This window comes from Modicisalibacter xianhensis, assembly GCF_900113605.1.
Lineage (GTDB): Bacteria > Pseudomonadota > Gammaproteobacteria > Pseudomonadales > Halomonadaceae > Modicisalibacter > Modicisalibacter xianhensis.
In genome coordinates this window covers 40,375-61,110 of the sequence record NZ_FOPY01000010.1, presented here as the reverse complement: position 1 = coordinate 61,110, position 20,736 = coordinate 40,375, and the positions used below count along the sequence as shown (strand labels likewise).

Annotated in this window: 10 protein-coding genes and 1 pseudogene; 7 read left to right on the top strand and 4 right to left on the bottom strand. The window is 60.0% G+C overall.

The features are described from left to right. Positions 1-47: 47 nt before the first annotated feature. The 3 genes from BM194_RS12995 to BM194_RS12985 all read right to left on the bottom strand — a co-directional run bounded on the left by BM194_RS12995 (position 48) and on the right by BM194_RS12985 (position 4,120). The gene (locus tag BM194_RS12995) at positions 48-1,931 is read right to left on the bottom strand and encodes a diguanylate cyclase domain-containing protein (protein WP_143097592.1); all 1,884 of its coding nucleotides are present in this window, start codon (positions 1,929-1,931) and stop codon (positions 48-50) included. 149 nt (positions 1,932-2,080) lie between these two features. After that, positions 2,081-3,505 (bottom strand): N-acetylmuramoyl-L-alanine amidase, encoded by a 1,425-nt coding sequence (locus BM194_RS12990; protein ID WP_092847379.1) that lies wholly within the window; start codon positions 3,503-3,505, stop codon positions 2,081-2,083. A gap of 213 nt (positions 3,506-3,718) precedes the next feature. Then, positions 3,719-4,120 carry a (R)-mandelonitrile lyase gene (locus BM194_RS12985; protein ID WP_092847377.1) on the bottom strand — a complete coding sequence of 134 codons (402 nt, stop codon included), beginning with the start codon at positions 4,118-4,120 and terminating at the stop codon, positions 3,719-3,721. A 115-nt stretch (positions 4,121-4,235) separates the two neighbouring features. Here BM194_RS12985 and BM194_RS12980 point away from each other — a divergent pair, with 115 nt between their 5' ends. The 4 genes from BM194_RS12980 to BM194_RS12965 all read left to right on the top strand — a co-directional run bounded on the left by BM194_RS12980 (position 4,236) and on the right by BM194_RS12965 (position 7,494). Then, positions 4,236-5,126, top strand: coding sequence for a LysR family transcriptional regulator (locus tag BM194_RS12980; protein WP_177223411.1), 891 nt, complete (start codon positions 4,236-4,238; stop codon positions 5,124-5,126). A 347-nt stretch (positions 5,127-5,473) separates the two neighbouring features. After that, the gene (locus tag BM194_RS12975; RefSeq protein WP_092847375.1) at positions 5,474-5,938 is read left to right on the top strand and encodes a (R)-mandelonitrile lyase; all 465 of its coding nucleotides are present in this window, start codon (positions 5,474-5,476) and stop codon (positions 5,936-5,938) included. A gap of 94 nt (positions 5,939-6,032) precedes the next feature. After that, positions 6,033-6,830 carry a carboxymuconolactone decarboxylase family protein gene (locus BM194_RS12970; protein WP_092847373.1) on the top strand — a complete coding sequence of 266 codons (798 nt, stop codon included), beginning with the start codon at positions 6,033-6,035 and terminating at the stop codon, positions 6,828-6,830. A gap of 220 nt (positions 6,831-7,050) precedes the next feature. Next, complete coding sequence (locus tag BM194_RS12965; RefSeq protein WP_218155396.1) at positions 7,051-7,494, top strand: cyclophilin-like fold protein; 444 nt, start codon at positions 7,051-7,053, stop codon at positions 7,492-7,494. Between the two features lie 539 nt (positions 7,495-8,033). Here the strand turns inward: BM194_RS12965 and BM194_RS12960 are convergent. Further along, positions 8,034-8,925: pseudogene (locus tag BM194_RS12960) on the bottom strand (histone deacetylase family protein). A gap of 366 nt (positions 8,926-9,291) precedes the next feature. On the opposite strand from BM194_RS12960, the gene BM194_RS12955 reads away from it, so the two are divergent. The 3 genes from BM194_RS12955 (at position 9,292) to nhaA (ending at position 20,594) form a co-directional block, all read left to right on the top strand. Then, the gene (locus BM194_RS12955; protein ID WP_092847371.1) at positions 9,292-10,011 is read left to right on the top strand and encodes a Crp/Fnr family transcriptional regulator; all 720 of its coding nucleotides are present in this window, start codon (positions 9,292-9,294) and stop codon (positions 10,009-10,011) included. 484 nt (positions 10,012-10,495) lie between these two features. After that, the gene (locus tag BM194_RS12950) at positions 10,496-19,072 is read left to right on the top strand and encodes a GH36-type glycosyl hydrolase domain-containing protein (RefSeq protein WP_092847369.1); all 8,577 of its coding nucleotides are present in this window, start codon (positions 10,496-10,498) and stop codon (positions 19,070-19,072) included. Positions 19,073-19,238: 166 nt separating this feature from the next. Beyond that, positions 19,239-20,594: a Na+/H+ antiporter NhaA gene (gene nhaA, locus BM194_RS12945; protein WP_092847367.1), complete on the top strand. Its 1,356-nt coding sequence runs from the start codon at positions 19,239-19,241 to the stop codon at positions 20,592-20,594. Positions 20,595-20,736: the final 142 nt, after the last annotated feature.

The following is a 20,736-nucleotide window of genomic DNA, read 5'->3' as shown; positions in this document are numbered from 1 at the left end:
TCATGGACACAAGGGCGCCGCCACTGGCGGCGTCCCGCAGCTTCCCACTAGTTTGCCTCCTTTTCCCTGTAAGCCTCGGTTCGACTGCGCCCATTGGCTTTGGCCCGGTACAGTGCCTGGTCGGCTCGGTCGATCAATTGCTGCGACGCTTGCCCCGTCACTGGCAGCATTGAGGCTGCACCGATACTGACCGTCACTCGATCTGATACGGGTGACGCAGCGAACGGAATGTTACGCTCGGCCAACAATTCATGGATCCGCTGAGCTATATTGAGCGCCCCGTCCATCTCCGTATGCGGTAACAGCACCGCCATTTCTTCGCCACCATAGCGTGCGGCCAAGTCGCCTGGGCGTCGTATCGCTTCGCTCAACACGCTTGCGACCTGTTGCAAGCTGTTATCGCCGGCCGGATGACCATAAACGTCGTTGTAATGCTTGAAACAGTCGACATCGATCAACAATAGAGCCAGAGGATGCCCCTCGCGGCTACCGCGTGACCACTCACTTTCCAAGTGGCGATCCAGTTCACGACGGTTACTGATGCCCAATAGGCTGTCGGTCCGCGCCAGTCGGTCCAGCTCCTGGTTGAGCATCTCGAGCGCCTTCTGATCCTCCTTGAGCCGAGTGATTTCCTGTGTCAGGAGCAGGCAGCGCAGCACTTGGCCGGACTCGTTGCGTAGTGGTGTGGCAAAGGCCTTGAAGACGCGTTGCTGGAAGATGATTTCCTGCTCCCCCTCCCTACCGGCCAATGCAGTATCCACCAGCGATTCCAGCCGAGCCGCGTGATCCGCCGGGAAGACTTCACGAATGGTTTTGCCCACCATAGCCTGAGGGTTGTAATCGGGATGGTCCTGCCACAGGCGCCCCTCCACGAAGGCGTAGCGATAGCCCCGCTCGATCACGAAAACGCGTCCATTGGGCAGGTTATGAGCGATAGCATGGCACAGCTGCAGCGTTTCCTGCTGCCGCCGCTGCGCACCTGTCGTGGCCTCGCGTGCCTTCACCGCGACACGCAATGCACGATCGATCAGCACCCAGGCCAGAATCACCCCGCCGGTAAAGATAAGAAACAAAATCGCGTTGCGCCGAAACGCAGGCAACAGATCTTCGATGAACGCTGCATAGCTGTACGAAGCCGCCATGGTCACGGGATACATGTCCATATTGCGAAAGGCAGCGATCCGGTCCTGACCATCCACTGGCGAACTGACAAGTAGCGTATCGGCAGCCTTGGCAGTGAACAGTGCGGATAATTCATGCTGGGACGTGGGACGCTCCGCCAGTGGCGAGGGGTGCAGGATCAGCACAGTACCGTCCCGATGAAACATGCCGATACGCAGCTCACTGTCATTGATGACCCGATCATAGAAATCCCGGAAATACTCTGCCTGGAGCAAGACCACGGCAAATCCGGCAAATTCGCCGTTCCGATCCACCAGGCGGTGACTGACGGGGATCATCTGCCGGTCGGACTCACCCAAGGTCAATGGCCAGCCCACGACATCGTAGGCCCCTTGGCGATGCGCTTGATAGAGCGCCCCTTGGGCCAGAACATCGAAATCGGCGGGAAACTTCTTGGCCGTGAAGATGACATCACCTTCGGCATTCGCCACGAATAGCCCGCCGAACAACGGCGTACCCAGAATGCGCTGGTACAAAGGGCGGCTGGACAGGTATTGCTGCATTGCCTGCCTGTTCTGCTCCCACTCGATATCAGCCAGGACCTGGCGCGCCGTGGTAAACGCCAACTCGGCATGCTCCGTCAACAAGGTGGCCTGCGCCTCGAGGTTGCTCTCAACTGAAGCGAGATCGCGCTTGTATACCAGCCACGACTCGATAGCGAGGAACCCACCCACCGACAGGGTGGCCAGTGTGCTGAAGAACAGCAGAAGGCGGCGGGGCGTGGCTAGCGGCATAGTTAGTATGGTCAAGTACTCGGTTGCGTCACCGCAATGGTACGCATCGCACCTTCGCTTGGCGAATGCTGGCTTGGTAACGCTAGCGAAGCGCCATACTGACGATGCGGCACATCTCTCAAGCCGCCTATCAAACAGGTAGGCATACCCCTGATGTAATTGGTTCAAGTACCCGTATTGTCAGGGCCGGCGGGGAGTCGGAGGGTTGCCCCGGCCTGCAGGGGAAGCTCCTCGACCGGGTTTTCATCTCGCAGGCTATCGAGAGGTATGCCCAAAGCCTTGCTAATCTGAGCCAGAGTCTCCCCTTCCTGAATCTGGTATACAGCCGGCCTTTGGGGCTTCTCAACAGCGACTTGCTTCTCGAGCATTGCATTGGTTATCGCCACGCGGCTTGTTTTCTGCTGTGCCAGCCAAGTCCCAGGGGGGGACTTCTTGTCGAAATGCCCCACAAGTCCATTCAGGATGGCATCCGTCAACTTGGCTTGATGGATTGGATCTTTCAGTCGCTGCTCTTCTTGCGCATTAGTGATGAAGCCGGTTTCCACCAGCAACGAGGGTATATCGGGAGATTTGAGAACCACAAAGGCCGCTTGCTCGACCCGAGGCTTATGCAGGCGGTTGACCTCACCCATTTCCTTGAGAACCCGGTCGCCTGCCGAGATCGAGTCAGTCAGGGTTATGCCCATTGCCAGGTCGAGCAGAACCGAGCGGAGCATGGGATCGGCTTCCGCAAGCGCGATATGCTCATCTTCCTCCCCCAGTAGAGATGCGCTTTCCTGCCTCGTCAGCCAGCGGGCGGTTTCCGAGCTGGCGCCCGAGGTCGACAATGCGTAGATCGAACTCCCCTGGGCACTCTTGCGAGTGGCTGCATCGGCATGGATGGAGACGAAGAAATCTGCGGATAGGTCTCGTGCTATTCGGGTCCGCTCTCGCAGGCTTAGGAAGGTGTCATCCTTGCGGGTCAACTCCCCTTCGAAGCCTGGGATACCATCCAGGCGCCGTTCCAATTGCCGAGCAATGGCCAGGACCACATCCTTCTCATAGGTGCCATTGGCTCCGACCGCTCCCGGATCTTTCCCGCCGTGGCCGGCGTCGACCACCACGATGATATCCCGCCCGGGTGATGCCGGCGCATTTTGCAGTGGTCCCGGTAGCGTAACAGAGGCTATCGGCTGCGTTGCCGTGGCACCTTTGCCAGCATGAGTCAGGTCGAGAACCAGCCGATCGGGCTGCCCTTGGTGGGGCGCCAGCAGGAAGTGTTTCACCTGAACCGGCTCGGAAAGATCGAGCACCAGCCTCGTCATGTGGCGATGCTCGCCAGTACGCATGGCCCTGATGGGAGAGCCTGAAAAGGCCAATTGTTCACCAAGATCGGCACCGGCTACCGCTCCCGGAAGGTCGACCACTAGCCGATGAGGATTGGCAAGCTCGAAAACCGTTGGAGTGACCGGGGCTGAAAGCTCCAGCACAACGCGGGTTTTACCTGCATCATCCGTCCAGGACCGGGCCTGGGTAATATTGGCGGCGTACGAATCCAGTGGGGTAGTAGCCAGGCCCAGCAGGGCGAATATGGCAGCTCTCACACGCATGATTATGGTTGTTCCCTGCAGGGAGCGTCCACCAGGTGGACGTCATGATTCGGTACGCACCGCTTCGGCGATGTCTATTTACCTGCAAGGATACCATTTTCACTCTCAAGTCTGTCCGCACAGCGCTGGCAGGTACCGCCGACGGACGTCCGCCAGCCGGCTCGACGGCCTGCGGTACGCGCCTGCACCGGCGCGGCGCCGTCACAGGCAGCTTTACACCTTGCCTTCGTACTCCTCGTCCTTGACTTTCTCCATCCAGGTCACCGGACTACCGTCGATTGATTCCTGAATGGCGATATGGGTCATGGCGACATCGGGTGCCGCACCATGCCAGTGTTTCTCGCCAGCCGGGAACCACACCACGTCGCCGGGGCGAATCTCTTCAATGGGGCCACCCTCGCGCTGAACTCGTCCTAAGCCGGCAGTGACGATGAGCGTCTGGCCCGCCGGATGCGTGTGCCAGGCCGTCCGCGCGCCGGGCTCGAACGTCACCGCCGCGCCACTGGTGCGCCCAGGCGCTTCGGCACTGAACAGCGGGTCGATACGAACGGTGCCAGTAAAGTAGTCTTCCGGCCCAGGTGTGGACGGCTGCGTGCCGACGCGATTGATTTTCATGACAACCTCCTGAAGGGTGGCGGTATCGCTATCAGTGAGAGCATTTGCAGGTTAGCAGTCCTCGGGGAGTGGATAATGGGCTTGAACCGGCAGCACCTATGAAAGGAGTTAATGAATGCTGAGGGAAAACATGGCCGGCCTGGTAGCCTTCGCCACGGTCGCCAAAGCGGGAACGTTCACCAAGGCCGCGGCACAGTTGGGCGTCTCCCAATCGGCGCTCAGTCATACGGTTCGCGATCTCGAGAAACGACTCGGCATCAAGGTACTGGCCCGCACAACCCGCAAGGTCGCGCCCACGGTGGAGGGTCAGCGGCTACTGGACCGGGTGGTGCCGATGCTCGAAGAGCTGGAGGGTGAACTGTGGTCGATCATCGATACCCGTGACAAACCAGCCGGCAATTTTCACATCACCACCACGGATTACGCCGCCAATACGATCGTCTGGCCCAAGCTGCGTCCGGTGCTGAATCAGTATCCGGATATTCATGTCGAGGTGGTGACGGAGTATCAGCTCACGGACATTGTCGAGTCACAGTTCGATGCCGGCATCCGACTCGGCGAGCAGGTCAGCGAAGGCATGATCGCGGTGCGCGTAGGGCCGGATTTCGCAATGCGCGCCGTCGCCTCTCCCGACTACTTTCAGGCGCATGGCAAACCCCAGACCCCACAGGAGTTGACCCAGCACCAGTGCATCAACCTCAGGCTGCCCACCCATGGAGGCCTCTATGCCTGGGAGTTCGAAAAGGAGGGTCGCGAGATTCGGGTCAGGGTGCAGGGGCAGCTGACGTTCAACACCATCGAGCCGATACTCACCGCTGCCATCGACGGCTATGGCATCTGCTATGTCCCCGATGGTCTGGCAGCGGACGCCATCGCCGCCGGGAAGCTCGAAGCCGTGCTCGAGGCGTGGTCTCCCCCGTTTACCGGCTACTTTCTCTACTACCCGCACCGCCGGCAGTCCTCTCCCGCCTTCTCGATTCTCGTCAACGCCTTGAGCCAGACGTGATCCGGACACACTAACACCGAGCGAAAGGCCAGCGACAACGCTCGGAGCCACCCTCACACCCTGCATGATCAGCGCGTGCCGTGACATTAAGATTGCCTGACCGTCGAGGACTAACGGCCCAACCACTGCCGGCGGCAACTCACGCCACACCTCTGGCTAAAGCCCCTACCCACAAACCGATTTCGCAGCATTCATGAATTCATCTCATGAGTGCTTGCGCGCCTGGGCCATGGTCGGCCGCGAGAAGCTGTGCAAAGGTTCCTCTCGATAGCCAATTCTTCACCTTATCCCATCAGTTTTCAGGGAATCGCGACATTCAAACTCACCGCTACGCAGAGGACGACACGATGAAAACGAGCCACCTGATCGCCACCCTGGGCCTGAACCTGGCCGCAGGGATGGCCCACGCTGAAAGCACGCAGATCAGCAATCTTCATGATCGGAATACGGTCGTGGGGAGCGAGGATCTATTCGTGGGTCACGCCCTGATCGATCCACTCTTCGACAGCAACGATACCCGCCATACCACCGGCGGCGAAGTCACTTTCACACCGGGTGCGCGCTCCAACTGGCACACCCACCCCGCCGGTCAGACCCTCGTCGTCACTGATGGCATCGGCTGGATTCAGGAGGAAGGCGGTGAGAAACGCGTGATCAAGGCAGGCGACGTGATCTGGACACCGCCAGGCATCAAACATTGGCACGGGGCCTCCGACACGCATTCGATGACGCACATCGCCATCCAGGAGCAGGTCGACGGCAGCGCCGTCGAGTGGTTGGAACCGGTCAGCGACGAGCAATACCAAGGCTGATCCGGCGACGCACCCCCGCCGAGGCTCCGACTCGACCGTAACGGACCGGGGCCCAATGCGTTTCTCTCCCCCGCCGCTTTCTGGAGCCCCCGATATGCGCACCAAACGACTTTTCACGCTCCCCTTGCTCGGTGTTCTGGCCGCCTGCAGTCAGATGCCGGAATCCCAATCGACCCGAGACTTCTCGCCCGCGCCGAGCGGTGACGAGATGAACCGCGTCTCCCCGGCATTCGCACATTACACAGAGGACATGGTCATCGGCGACCTGTGGCATCGGGCCGGCCTGGACCCCAGGGATCGCAGCATCGTGACCCTCTCGGCGTTGATCACTCAGCAGCAGGTCGCCGAGCTGCGCTACCACTTCAACCTGGCGCTGGACAACAGCGTCGCACCCAACGAACTCTCCGAGATCATCACCCATTTGGCGTTCTACACCGGGTGGGGCAATGCCACCGCAGCGGTCACGTTGCTGGATGATGTCTTTTCGGCACGGGGCATCGACAACTCGTCGTCGCCCGCCATACCGACACAGCGCTTACCGCTGGATGAGGAAGCCGAGGCCAAACGTCAGCAGTTCGTCGCCGAGCGCTTCGCCGACGTTGCCCCAGGCGTGGTCGAGTACACCACCGATGCCCTCTTCCTCGATCTGTGGCTGCGTCCCGGCCTGGCCGCGAGAGACCGGAGCCTGGTTACCGTCAGCGCCCTGGTCGCAGCCGGCCAGCCCGAGCAGGTCACCTTCCATCTCAACCGCGCCATGGATAACGGGCTGTCGAAGACTGAAGCCTCCGAGACACTCACCCAGCTGGCATTCTACACCGGCTGGCCCAAGGTGTTTTCAGCCATGCCAGTGTTCAAGTCGGTATTCGAGTCGCGCGGCCTGATCGAGAGTTGATATCTGCGCCTCGCTACAACCTGCACTCGACGAGCATTTTGCCGGGTGCCATTGATACCGAACTGCCCAGCCATATCACCGATCCGGCGGCCTCGGAGGCAATCGGGGCCTTCCAAGCATCGGCGACAATTCCGGCAGATTCATTTGTACGTATCGTCTACTTTGCGATTACCCAACCTCGCCGTCCATCAGCGCGAGCACACCACCTCGAGGAGTCGTCATGCCTCGTATCACTTCAAAACGCGCCTTGGGTTGCTCCGATGCCGTCAAGGGGGCATCCACCACCACCCTATCCGGAGAAAATCACACCATGGATATCGTCTTTGATGTAGAGGGGCAGCAAATCAGCGCACTCCTCGACGACACCGCGGCCGCCCGGGCCTTTGCCGATATGCTACCGCTTGAGCTTTCGCTGGACGATTTCGGTGCCGGCGTTGAGAAAATCGCCGACCTGCCGGGAAGCCTGCCCATCGGTGAGGCCCCCAGCGGTATGACACCGCGGGCCGGCGACATAACCTACTATGCTCCCTGGGGCAATCTGGCCATCTTCCGTCAGGGTTTCAGCTATGCGAAGGGGCTAGTCAAACTGGGAGGATTCACCGCCGATTTTACCGCCATCGACCACAGTGGACCGATAAAGGTCATTATAAGACCTGCCAAGTAGTTGCTCTTGCCCGGGGCGAGCGTGCTCGGCCTGCGACCATTAATGTACGCCAGAACACCTTGGGAACAAGTTTGCTTGAGGTTAGTCGTAGCACGGCTTAAGGATGGTGGGCCCAGCAGGACTTGAACCTGCGACCAAGGGATTATGAGTGCAATTTTGCTAATTTAAGGATCGCGCCTGCAATGCGGTTTTCTAGATAAAACAATGAATTATGCTCCTCCATTTTTCCCACCTGTTACTTTAGTTGTGCGCAATCAGCAACCAATCCGCAACCAGGTACACAATGTATCGAGCTTTAAAGTGGATCGCTTACGGCCTGATCCAGCGCTGCCGGTAGGCGGCGAGTGCCAAGACGCAGCCGGCGGTTATGCCTCGATAGCCCAGCAACTTGGTGGACTGCATTCGGGTCGAGTCGGGTCAATTCAGTTACTGTTTAGCCAGACAGCCGAAAGAGACCTATTTTTGTCGCTTACACTGCTAAGCGTTCGCTAAGCGAGCAGAGAGCCTACCCCCGCATAGCTTGCTAATAGGCTGCATGTTCATCGAAACGCGTCACGATGAAAGTCAGCCAAGCCAGCCACCTCGCTAATGCCTGGCTCTTCGATCTCGGGAGGATCACCACCTGCGAGAACCTCCAAGACGGTGCGGACCCCACGTGCCAGCGATTCGAGATGGTATCCTCCCTCTAGCACCATGGCTAAGCGCCCGCCACAATGGTTATCTGCCAGCTCCTGTACGATGCCGCTCAGTGCACCGAAGCCGCTATAGCTCAAGTTCATGCACAGATCCAGACGGTGCATGTCGAAGCCTGCAGAGACCAGTATCAGATCCGGCTTGAACCACTCGACTGCGGGGACCAGTATTTCGCGGTAGGCCTTGACCAGCGAAGGATCGCCGCAACCAGCCGGTAAAGGCACATTTACGGTCAGCCCTTCGTCCAAGCCCACGCCGACCTCCTCCTTGTTACCGGTACCCGGATAGAAAGGCGCTGCACGGTGGGTATCGAAGAACAACACATTGGGCGAAGCCCAGAAAATATCCTGGGTCCCATTGCCATGGTGGACATCCCAGTCGATGATCAACACCCGCTCGCAGCCGAGCTCGGCTTGGGCGTGAGCGGCGGTCACCGCAACGTTATTGAACAGGCAGAAGCCCCGCGCGCGTACCGAATCCGCATGGTGCCCAGGGGGACGACAAAGGACGCGCGCTGCCGGCCCGCCCCTGCACGACCGCCTTGACCGCAGCAATGGCAGCGCCCGCAGCTACCTCAGCGGCAGCGACACTTCCGGGAGAAACCGCAGTGGTATCGACATCCAGCCATGCCTGCTTACCGCGCAGATCATAAATATTCTCGATGTAAGAGGTGGTGTGTACCCTGCCAAGCTGTTCTTCGGTGGCGGGCCTGGCCATTTCGTAGCGAACCCCGGGCACGGGTTCGCGCGTCAATAAGTCGGTAATGGCCAGGAGCCTTCCGGGATGTTCGGGATAACTCCATTTGATTACGGCACCTTCGAAAAGCCCTCCAAGAATCGCCTATACACGGCTATCCAGCTTTCCGGGTTGGAAAGGCTCCTCGGCGTTGGGCCGATGTGCCAGCATACGGTCATCGTGAATAACGAGTACATCGCGTTCACCGACTAAGAGCAATTCTTCTATGGAAGAAATGGAGAACAGCTTTACTTCACCTGCAGGGTAGTCGACGTCTACGCGAAGCGAATTGGCCTAGTGCCAGTTACGATAAGATCGAGGAAAGACGGAACAGCATGGTTTGAAACTCCTGTCCGATGGAGAAGATGCATGACCGAGAGCCTTTCTCTTGAGAAAAACCACCTATTGGCGGCACTACCCAGCGAGGTCAAGCAGCGCTTAACACCTCTTCTGGAGCCAGTACAGCTTTCCTTGGGGCAGGTACTGCACGAGGCGGGAGGCGCGCTGAGTCATGTCTATTTCCCTAGCAACGCAATCGTGTCGCTGCTTTACGTGACAGAGAACGGGGCATCCGCGGAAATTGCAGTGGTGGGTAATGAAGGCCTGGTCGGTATCGCCGTCTTCATGGGCGGCGAAAGCACCACCAGCCGGGCGATAGTGCAGAGTGCCGGCCACGCGTTGCGATTACCGGTGAATCAGCTCAAGGATGAATTCAATCGCCACGGGGAAATGCTGCACCTGTTGTTGCGCTATACCCAGGCGCTGATCACTCAGATGGCACAAACGGCGGTATGCAACCGCCACCACTCGATCGACCAGCAGTTGTGTCGCTGGCTGCTGCTGTCTCTAGACCGGCTCCCAGGCAATCAATTGAACATGACCCAGGAACTGATCGCCAACATGTTGGGGGTGCGCCGCGAAGGGGTCACCGAGGCAGCAGGCAAATTGCATAGGCTGGGTGTGATCGAATACCGGCGCGGACATATTACGGTACTCGACAGGCCTAGGCTCGAACAGCTTAGCTGCGAGTGTTATGCCGTGGTCAAGAAGGAGAGTGACCGCCTGCTGCCCTATTACACGATCACGTGAACCGGAAAGCGAGGTTATCCTTGGAAATGGCGGGCCAACGGCCCGCCAGGTCATTCAGGCTGAGCTGGGCTCCATGCTCATGAGATCGTCGTCCCCGCGAGCCGCTTGCAGTGGTGCACTCGGGTTAGCTTGGCTGGGAACGTGCAGATACGTGAGCTTACCAAAAACGACCGGTCCATGTTCGGGGCGACGCGCAACGACTAGATGCAAGGTGCTTGGAATACCGGTGCGGGGCAGATCGCTGACATTTTTCATGGGAGGTGACCTCAGTGACGCCATCCGCGAAATGCATGACAGCGACGAGGCTATGTTGCTCTAAGTGATCGGGACATTCAGTGCGCTAGCGCGCTTAAGCGCCTATTTTTCGTCTGACTTCCAGCTCAGTGTGCGCTAGCGAACCGACAAATTCGCGGTTCTTTCGCATAATTCCGGGAACGAAGCATCGCTTGCCCCAGTGGGCAATGCATCGACCAGGATAGCGCTCGTGGCCTCTTTTTTTAGTATTTTACGCCGGGCTTCCTCCTCGCCATCGCCCTGGCATGATACGCCCCCGGTGCGGGAAGAGCTGTTCAGTGTCGAACGGCTCGAACAGCATGCCGGCAGCCTTGCGCTGGCTCAGCGTGTCACCTTCAAACCGCCTAGAGTGTTGCCGCTGGCAAGGCGGCTCGAGGACAATGCCAAGCTCCTGCTGGAGGCTTACCGCGCAAGTGCCCTAGAAGTCGCCGAAGGGCGCGATATCGTTCCCGCGGCGGCCTGGCTGCTCGACAATTATCATCTCGTCGAAGCCCAAATCCGCGAGATCCGTGGCGACCTTCCCCCCGGCTATTATCGCCAGCTACCCAAACTGGCCGATGGCCCTTTTGCCGGCTATCCACGCGTCTTCGGGATGGCTTGGGCCTTTGTCGCCCATACCGATAGTCACCTCGACCCTGATACCCTGCGTGGCTTCATTGCTGCCTATCAACGCGTTCAGCCGTTGACCATCGGCGAGCTATGGGCGGTGGCGATCACCCTGCGCATAGTTCTCGTAGAGAACCTGCGACGACTCGCCGAGCAGATCGTCAGCGAGCAGGCCGCTCGCAACGAGGCCGACGCCCTGGCGACCCGGTGGCTGGTCCCGGAGGGGCACCGATCCTCGCTGGATATCAGTACGTTGCCCCGCAGCACGACACCATTGGCAGAGCCCTTCGTCGCTCAGCTGGCCAAGCGCTTGCGAGGCCTGGATCCGCGAACCAACCCCATGGTGGGCTGGCTGGAGGGGCAAGTCAGTGCCCAGGACGGCTCCATCGATGACGTGATCCAGCAGGCCCAGCAGCGTCAAGGCACCGCCAACGTCACCGTTCGCAACATCATTACCAGCATGCGCTTCGTATCGAGCATCGACTGGGCTGAGCTGTTCGAGAGCGTCAGCCTGGTCGATGCACGGCTTGGCCAAAGTGGTCTCTTCACGCGGCTGGATTTCCCGACCCGCAATAGTTACCGCAGTGCCGTGGAGCAATTGGCCCGTGGCTCTGCACGAGAAGAACTGGAGGTAGTGGACCATGCCCTGGCTGCATCACGTGAGGCGATGGCGAACGCTGGCGACCCTGCCGAGACCGCACGGGTGGGCGATCCCGGCTATTTCCTGATCGCCGCCGGACGACCTTCGCTCGAGCAAGCGATCGGCTTTCGACCTTCTCTGTACCAGCGCTTGCGGCAGGCCATTCTGACAGGTGGCATGAGCGGCTATGTCGGCTTGGTCGCGGTAGCCACCGCTGGGTTGCTGACGGTGACACTAGCGGCTTTATGGTGGCTGTCCGCAGGTGAGCTCCATCTCGGGTGGCTGTGGTTGCTGGGCCTGCTGGGACTGCTCCCCGCCACCGAAGTGGCGACGCTACTGGTCAATCGGCTGATTGTTTTTAGCGTCGGTGCCCAGCCTCTGCCGAGCCTGGATCTTTCCGAAGGCGTCCCACCCACCCTGCACACATTGATCGCCGTGCCGACGTTGCTGACCAACGAGGCCGACCTGCACGAACAAATCGAACGGCTGGAGGTCCATCACCTGGCCAGTGGTGGCGGCGCTATCGTATACGCCCTGCTCACCGATGGGGTCGACGCCCAGCATGAGACTATTGCCGAGGACGCCTCATTGTTGGCGACCGCCAGCGCGGCAATCGCCCAACTGAACCGCCGCTATGGGGTGAATAATGGGAGCGAGCGCTTTTTCCTGCTGCACCGTCGACGGGTATACAATCCTGATGAAAACTGCTGGATGGGCTGGGAGCGAAAACGCGGCAAGCTGCATGAACTCAACCGCCTGCTCCGCGGCGCCCGAGACACTACATTCGAAAATCCTGCCGCTCTGCCGGGCGATGTGCGTTATGTGATTACACTGGATGCGGATACCCGGCTGCCCCGAGGGGCGGCCAGCCGACTCATCGGCAAGATGGCGCACCCATTGAATCAACCCAGTTTCGATGCAAGCCGTCAGCGCGTCACAGAGGGCTACGCCATTCTCCAGCCGCGGGTGACGCCCTCGCTGCCGCTGGGCCGTCAGGGTTCGATTCATCAACGCCTATTCTCCGCTCCCGGTGGCATCGACCCCTATGCCGCAGCCATATCGGATTTGTATCAAGATCTTCTCGGCGAGGGCTCATTTGCCGGCAAGGGCATCTATCATATCGATGCCTTCGAAGCTTCGCTCAGCGGGCGCGTGCCGGAGAACAGCGTACTTAGCCACGACCTGTTCGAAGGTATCTTCGCCCGCGCCGGCCTAGCCTCGGACATCGAAGTCATCGAGGAATTCCCGGCCCGCTACGATGTCGCCGCCAAGCGCCAACATCGCTGGACACGGGGCGACTGGCAATTGCTGCCATGGATTTTCGCACAAGCGATGCCCTGGACCGGCCGCTTGAAACTGATGGACAACCTTCGCCGTTCGCTGCTGGCACCGCTGCTGCTGGCCTGTCTCGCTGTCAGTTGGTTGTTACCGCTGCCCGCGGCTCTAGCAGGCACGCTGTTCGTCATCACGGTCATCGCCGCGCCCTCGCTGCTGCCACTGCTGCTGTCCCTGATCCCGACTCAAGCAGGCGTCAACCTGCGGCACTATTTTCACCAATGGCTTTCCGATCTGAAACTGGCCTTGGCCCAAACCCTGTTATGGATAGCCTTCCTGCCCGACCAATCCTGGCGGATGCTGGATGCCATCGTCAGGACCCTGGTTCGTGTGTTTTTCACCCGTCGCCACCTGCTCGAGTGGACGACAGCGGCCCAGTCGACGGGACGGCCGAGACTGACGCTAACAGGCTTTTATCGCAGCATGGCGCCGGGGACCGTACTGGCGCTGGTGGTGTCACTGGGTGCCGTGAGCCTGACGCCTCCGGCCTGGCCCGTGGCGCTGCTCATGTTGCTGCTCTGGTCGGCTGCGCCGGCAATCGCCGCGTGGATCAGCCGACCCGGAAGTCTCGCGCCACAGTATCCACTACCGATAGCCGAGGCTCAGGAGCTGCGCCTGATCGCACGGCGTACCTGGCGCTACTTCGAAACCTTCGTCACAGCTCGAGACAACTGGCTTCCCCCGGATAATTTCCAGGAAACCCCCCAGCCCGTCATCGCCCGTCGTACCTCCCCCACCAACATGGGGCTTTATCTCCTGTCGGTGCTAGCCGCGCGCGACTTTGGCTGGCTGGGTGCGCTGAATGGCGCCGAACGTCTTGAAGCCACATTGAGGGTCATGCAGACCCTCCCGCGTTATCGTGGACACTTTTTCAACTGGTATGACACCCAGGACCTTCGCCCATTGGATCCAAGGTATGTCTCCTCGGTCGATAGCGGCAACCTCGCGGGTCATCTGTTGGTCATCGCCAATGCCTGTGAAGCCTGGTCGGAAAGCGAACAGTTGTCCGACCCTCGCCCGGGTATTGCAGATAACCTGACCTTGGTGCGCGAGGCCCTCCAGGCGATACCGACAGCTCATTACGTGGATATCGCACCGCTCGTGGCCTGTCTGGACGAGGTCGAAGCGAACTTGCAGGGCGCCCCCCTGTTCACGGCGTGGTTGCCGGCACTGCAAAAACTCGTTGATCATGCCACGGCGGTGGCCCACGGAGCCCTGCGAAATACCGAAGGTGCCTGGGTTGAGGAGTTGTTGTTCTGGGTGGGGGCTCTGCGCCAGTCGGTCGCCGAGCATTGCCGAGACCGAAAGCAGATCGCCAGGAGCGAGCCTCGAAAACGTCTGCGGGCCCGCTTCAGGCAGATCGCCGACACCGCGCGGAGTATGGTGCTGGAAATGGATTTTGCCTTCCTGCTCGTTCCCGAGCGCCAGTTACTGTCGATCGGTTATTCCTTGGACGACAACACGCTCGACGGAAATTGCTATGACCTGCTCGCCTCCGAAGCGCGCTTGACAAGCCTGTTGGCGATTGCCAAGGGCGATGTCCCGACGCGTCACTGGTTCCGTCTCGGACGTACGGCCACGCCGTTGGAGCACGGCTCGGCGCTGATCTCCTGGTCGGGTTCGATGTTCGAATATCTGATGCCGTCGCTGGTGATGCGCGCTCCTGCGGGGAGTCTTCTCGAGCAGAGCAATCGCCTGGTGGTCAAGCGCCAAGTGGCGTATGCCGCTTCGTTGGGAGTTCCCTGGGGCATCTCCGAATCCGCCTACAATGCCCGCGATAGGGAACTCACCTATCAGTACTCCAACTTCGGCGTACCCGGCCTGGGATTGAAACGCGGTCTCTCCGCTGACCTGGTGGTAGCCCCCTATGCGACCGGTCTGGCGACGATGACCGACCCTCTCGGTGCGCGTCGTAACTTCACCCGACTCGCCGATTTGGGGGCGCTGGGTCGTTATGGATTCTACGAGGCGCTCGACTTCACCCGCTCGCGAGTCCCTGAAGATGAAGAGGTCGCCATCGTACGCAGCTTTATGGCTCACCATCAGGGCATGAGTATCGTGGCCATTGCCAACACCCTGCATGACGGCCGGATGCGCGAACGCTTCCATCGTGAACCGATCATCCAGGCCAGCGAACTGTTACTGCAGGAGCGCATCCCGCGCGACGTTGCCATAGCCCATCCCCGCGCCGAGGAGGTGAAGTCGGCACCGAGCGAGGCGCTCAACGACAGCCATGCAATTCGCCGCATCGCGACAACGGCCATAGTAGAGGTACCCGTTACTCATTTGCTGTCGAACGGGCGCTACTCGGTCATGTTGACAGCGACCGGGGCGGGGTACAGCCGCTGGCGGCATATCGCCATCAGCCGCTGGCAGGAAGATGCAACCCGCGATCACCTGGGCAGCTTCATTTTCCTGCGCGATAGAGTCATGCCTGGCGTCTGGTCGGCCAGCGGCCCCATGCCCGGCCAGGGAACGCAGGCTGAGAAAGGCATTCATGAGGTGCTCTTTGCCGAAGACTATGCCCGCTTCACGCACCGTCATGGCGACTTGACCACCCACCTCGATGTGCTTGTATCGGGCGAGGACGACAGCGAGGTACGGCGCGTGTCGTTGACCAACAGCGGGCGGCGGGCGCGTCATATCGACGTGACCTCCTATTCGGAACTGGTGCTGACCACGCCGGCCACCGATGACGCCCACCCCGCCTTTGCAAAACTGTTCGTGGTCACCGAATATCTTGAGGAATTCAGCGCGCTGATCGCCACCCGTCGCCGGCGTGGACCGGACGAAGCGCAGATCTGGGCGGCCCACTTTGCCGTGGTGGAAGGCGAAGTCTTGAGCGAGCCGCAATACGAGACCGATCGCGCCCGATTCATCGGCCGGGGCCGCACGGTGGCAACGGCCGCGGCCCTGAGCGGAGAGCAGCGGCTGACGAATACCACCGGCACGGTACTCGATCCGGTCTTTTCGCTGCGCCATCGCCTCAAGATCGCTCCCGGCAAGGTCGCCCGTGTCGCTTTCTGGACCGTCGTGGCGGCATCGCGCGAAGCGCTGCTGGATCTGATCGACAAGCATCACGACCGCAGCGCCTATGAGCGGGCCAAGACCCTGGCCTGGACCCAGGCGCAAGTCCAACTCCACCACTTGAGCGTCACGCCCGAGGAAGCGGCGGACTTCCAGCGCCTGGCCGCCCCCATCCTGTATGCCGACCCGCGTTTCAGGGCCTCGCGTGAAGCCATCGCGCGCGGCGCGGGTCCGCAATCGGCACTCTGGCCGCACGCCATTGCCGGCGATCTGCCAATCGTGTTGCTGCGCATCGATTCGACCGATGACCTGGCCCAGGTGCGCCAACTGCTGCGCGCCCATGAATACTGGCGCATGAAGCGTCTCGGCGTCGATCTGGTGATCGTCAACGAGCGCGCCTCCTCCTATGTGCAGGATCTCCAGCAGGCCATCGAGACCGCGGTGAACAGCAGCCAGTCGCGGCCACGTATCCACGAGGATCATGCTCAGGGCTCGGTCATCGTCCTGCGTGGTGACCTAATGGGCCTCGATGCGCGCCTTTTGCTGCAGTCCGTGGCCCGGGTGGCGCTGCTGGCGCACCGCGGGCCGATTGCCGATCAGCTCGCGCTGATACCGCCCGCGTTGCGTTACCCGCCCCCAGAGCCGGGTGCAGAAGTGACCGGGCGACACGGCGCGGTGCCGGTGCCATCGTACGCCGAGGCGACGCCGGCCCTCGAGTTCTTCAATGGCCTGGGGGGGTTCGACAAGCAGGGGAAAGAATACGTGACGATACTTGAGGCCGGACGCTCCACCCCAGCCCCGTGGCTCAATGTGATCGCCAACACCGGGTTCGGTTTCCAGGTCTCGGCGGAGGGCTCCGGCTACCTGTGGGCCGACAACAGCCGTGAAAACCCACTCACTCGCTGGTCGAACGACCCCGTGATGGACCCCAGCGGCGAGGCGATCTACGTACGCGACGAAGAGAGCCTGGCGGTGTGGACGGCGACGGCACTGCCGGTTCGCGACGGGGGACGCTATGTGGCACGGCACGGTTTCGGCTATAGCCGCTTCGAGCACGAGGCTCACGGCATCGCTCTCGACCTGGTGCATTTCGTGCCCCTCGACGCCCCCATCCGTATCTCGCGCCTGACCCTCGTGAATCGCTCGGGCCGCTCCCGCCGGTTGTCCATCACCGCCTACGTGGAGTGGTCGCTGGGTCTGTCACGCAGCACATCCGGCCCGTTCATTATCTCGCGCAAGGATGAAGCCTGTGGCGCGATGCTGGTCAGCAACCCCTGGAACATGGCCTTTCCCGGACGCGTCGCCTTCGCCGACCTGGGCGGCCTGCAAACGGCCTGGACGGCGGATCGCGGTGAATTCCTCGGCCATGGCGGCAGCCATGCTTCCCCTGCGGGCCTTGCCGGTCGCACGCCCCTTTCAGGGGCCGTCGGTGCCGGGTGGGATCCCTGCACGGCCCTGCAGTGCATCGTCGAGATGGCCAAGGGGGAGACGGTAGAGATCGTCTCGCTCATCGGCCAGTGCCACTCCGCCGATGAGGCCAGGGATCTTATCGTCCATTATCGTCAGGCCGATCTCGACGCCGAGCTCGCCGCGGTCACCGCCTACTGGCAGGGGCAACTTGGCGCAGTGCAGGTCACTACCCCGGACCGCGCCATGGACATCATGCTCAACGGCTGGCTGCTCTACCAGACCCTCGCCTGCCGGATCACCGCGCGTTCCGCCTTCTATCAGGCCAGCGGCGCCTATGGTTTCCGCGACCAACTACAGGATGGTATGGCCCTGACCTTCGCCAGCCCCGAGACGACCCGCCACCACCTGCTGCGAGCCGCATCGCGACAGTTCGTCGAAGGCGATGTCCAGCACTGGTGGCTGCCCCATTCCGGCCAGGGCGTGCGCACCCGCATTTCCGATGACCGGGTCTGGCTGGCCTATGCCAGCGCGCTCTATATTGCTACCTCGGGCGATGATGCTGTGCTGGACGAGCCGGCGAGCTTCCTGGAAGGTGCGCCGCTCGGCGAGGGTGAGCACGATGCCTTCTTCCAACCCATGATCGCCGACGAAACCGCCTCGCTGTTTGAACATTGCGCGCGCGGTCTCGACCAGTGCCTGACGTTGACGGGCGAGCATGGCCTGCCGCTAATCTGTGGCGGCGATTGGAATGATGGCATGAACCGGGTTGGCGAAGCAGGCAAAGGGGAAAGCGTGTGGCTGGGCTGGCTGCTGGTACGCACGCTGGATCTTTTCCTGCCCTTCGCCGAACAACGCAGTGGCGAAGCTGCCCGCGTTAACCGTTGGCGGGCCCACGCAGTCGCGCTGCGAGGGTCGCTCGAACAGCATGCCTGGGATGGCCAGTGGTACCGGCGGGCGACCTACGACGACGGCAGCTGGCTCGGCACCCGGGAAAGTGCTGAGTGCCGTATCGACTCGATTGCCCAGTCGTGGGCGGTACTCTCAGGTGCGGCAAGTCCACAGCGTGCCGCTCACGCCATGCGTTCGCTGGAGCGTAAGCTGATTTGCGTGGATCCCGGGCTTGCCCTGCTATTCTGGCCCCCCTTCGACCAGCCCGCGCGCGATCCCGGTTATATCGGCGGCTACCCTCCCGGGCTGCGAGAAAACGGCGGCCAGTACAGTCATGCCTCGATGTGGGTCATCCTGGCCCATGCGCAGCTGGGCGATGGCGACAAAGCTGCAGAGCTGTTCTCGCTGCTCAACCCCATCAACCACGCCCGCACGCTGGAAGAGGCAGAACGTTATAAAGTCGAGCCTTATGTTGTCGCTGCCGATGTGTACTCCGTCGCCCCGCATGCCGGGCGGGGCGGCTGGACCTGGTATACCGGATCTGCCGGCTGGATGTATCGGGCGGGGCTCGAAGGCATCCTCGGCATCCGCCGCGAAGGTACTTTTCTGGTCGTCGCCCCGTGCCTGCCTGCTGCCTGGCCGGGCTATAAGGCGATAGTTACAGTGGCGGCGTCGCATTACACCATCCAGGTGGATCAGTCTCCCACCCGGGGCCTCGTTACCTCGCAAGCCCATCTGGACGGAGAAGCAATAGCCTGCGTCGCGAGGGAAGTCCGTGTGCCACTCGATGGGGCCCGGCATTATCTGTTGCTTTCGATGCCTTCTACCGAATTCTTGGCGGCAAGGCAAGCGCATCCGTAAGTCCCAACTCCCGAATAGTCGGATTAAATTTAATGCTCATCATTGCTCTAAAGAACATATTCTGGCAATAACCCTGTATAGCTGAATATCCAAACCATCACCACAAGAGTGCCAGCTCTCCGAGGGCTGTTATCGACATCTATAATTGCCGCAATGGTGTATCCTAATGGTTGATCAACGTAAAAATCAGCTTGCCCCCCCATTGCTTCCCAAGGGGTATATAGACCGAATTGCAAGACCTTTCTCGAGCTTTTTGAAAATTGAGTCGGCTGGGGGTGGGCTTTTGCTTTTATTCACCTTAGTAGCTCTTGCTTTATCAAACTCTCCATGGGCTCCCCGCTTCGAAGGAATATGGGAAACATCGGTTGGTATTCACATTGGATCGCTGGAGTCCTCCCGTACTATACGTGGGTGGATCAATGATGCCTTGATGACTCTGTTTTTCTTTCTTGTGGCTCTTGAGCTCAAGCGTGAACTGGTGCTCGGTGAACTAAGGAAGCCCCGAGTGGCCGCGTTACCCATAATTGCCGCCTTGGGCGGCATGGCCGTGCCTCCCTTCATTTACTTGGCATTGCAAGCCGGACAGCCTGGCCAGCATGGCTGGGGTACGGTCATGGCAACCGACACGGCCTTTGTGATTGGCTGTCTGGCACTACTGGGACCACGTGTCCCTCAAAGCTTGAGATTATTCATGTTATCGCTGGCGATTATCGATGATATTGGCGCAATTCTGGTCGTTGCCATCGCGTATAGTGATAATATCAACTGGTTATGGTTGCTTCTTGCTGTGTTCGGCTTATTGTTAGTCCGAGCAATGGCAATGCTCGGCCTGCGCGGCTTGTCTCATTACTTTTTGCTTGGAGCGCTGATATGGCTGGCCGTTGATGCTTCAGGGATTCATCCAACAATCACTGGTGTCATACTTGGTTTGATGACACCTGCGCGGCGATGGGTCAGTGATGAACGGCTATATGCCATCTTAGGGCAGGTCGTATCTCATCCAGCCAATAGCGAAAGCAGCAAGGGCACACAGGGCAGAGAGACATTACAGGTAGCCGCAGTTGCAGCACGAGAGTCATTATCCCCCGTAGAGCGCCTTGAGATTGCGCTGCATCCCTGGGTTGGCTTTTTCATCATGCCGCTTTTTGCGTTGACCAACGCCGGATTTCCATTCGCTTTTAGCGACTTTGGCAACCCGGTTACCGTGGCGGTATTCTCAGGATTTGTTTTCGGAAAACCCATCGGCATTCTACTTTTCAGTTGGCTAGCCGTGCGTTTATACATCGCAAGCCGCCCACCTGAGCTCACTTGGGAACTAATAGCAGGTGGCAGCCTGCTTGCTGGGATTGGCTTCACTATGTCGCTGTTTATTGCAGGACTGGCCTTTGGTGAAAACTTAATAAATAGCGCCAAGCTAGGGATATTTCTTGCATCCGTATTTTCAGCCGTAACGGGGATATCACTGCTCTTCTGGCTGCATGGCAGGAGTAACTCACCCACTTTTAACAATGTAAATCACTAGCGCCTCCTACAAAAAAACAGATAGGATTTTATTCATGCCAATAGAGCGACTCTAGAAATCACACTTCACACAACCCTCATGAAGCAATAACTTACTTATTCTGCCGCAATGAGCATAAAAATAGTTGACTATGGCGTATCTA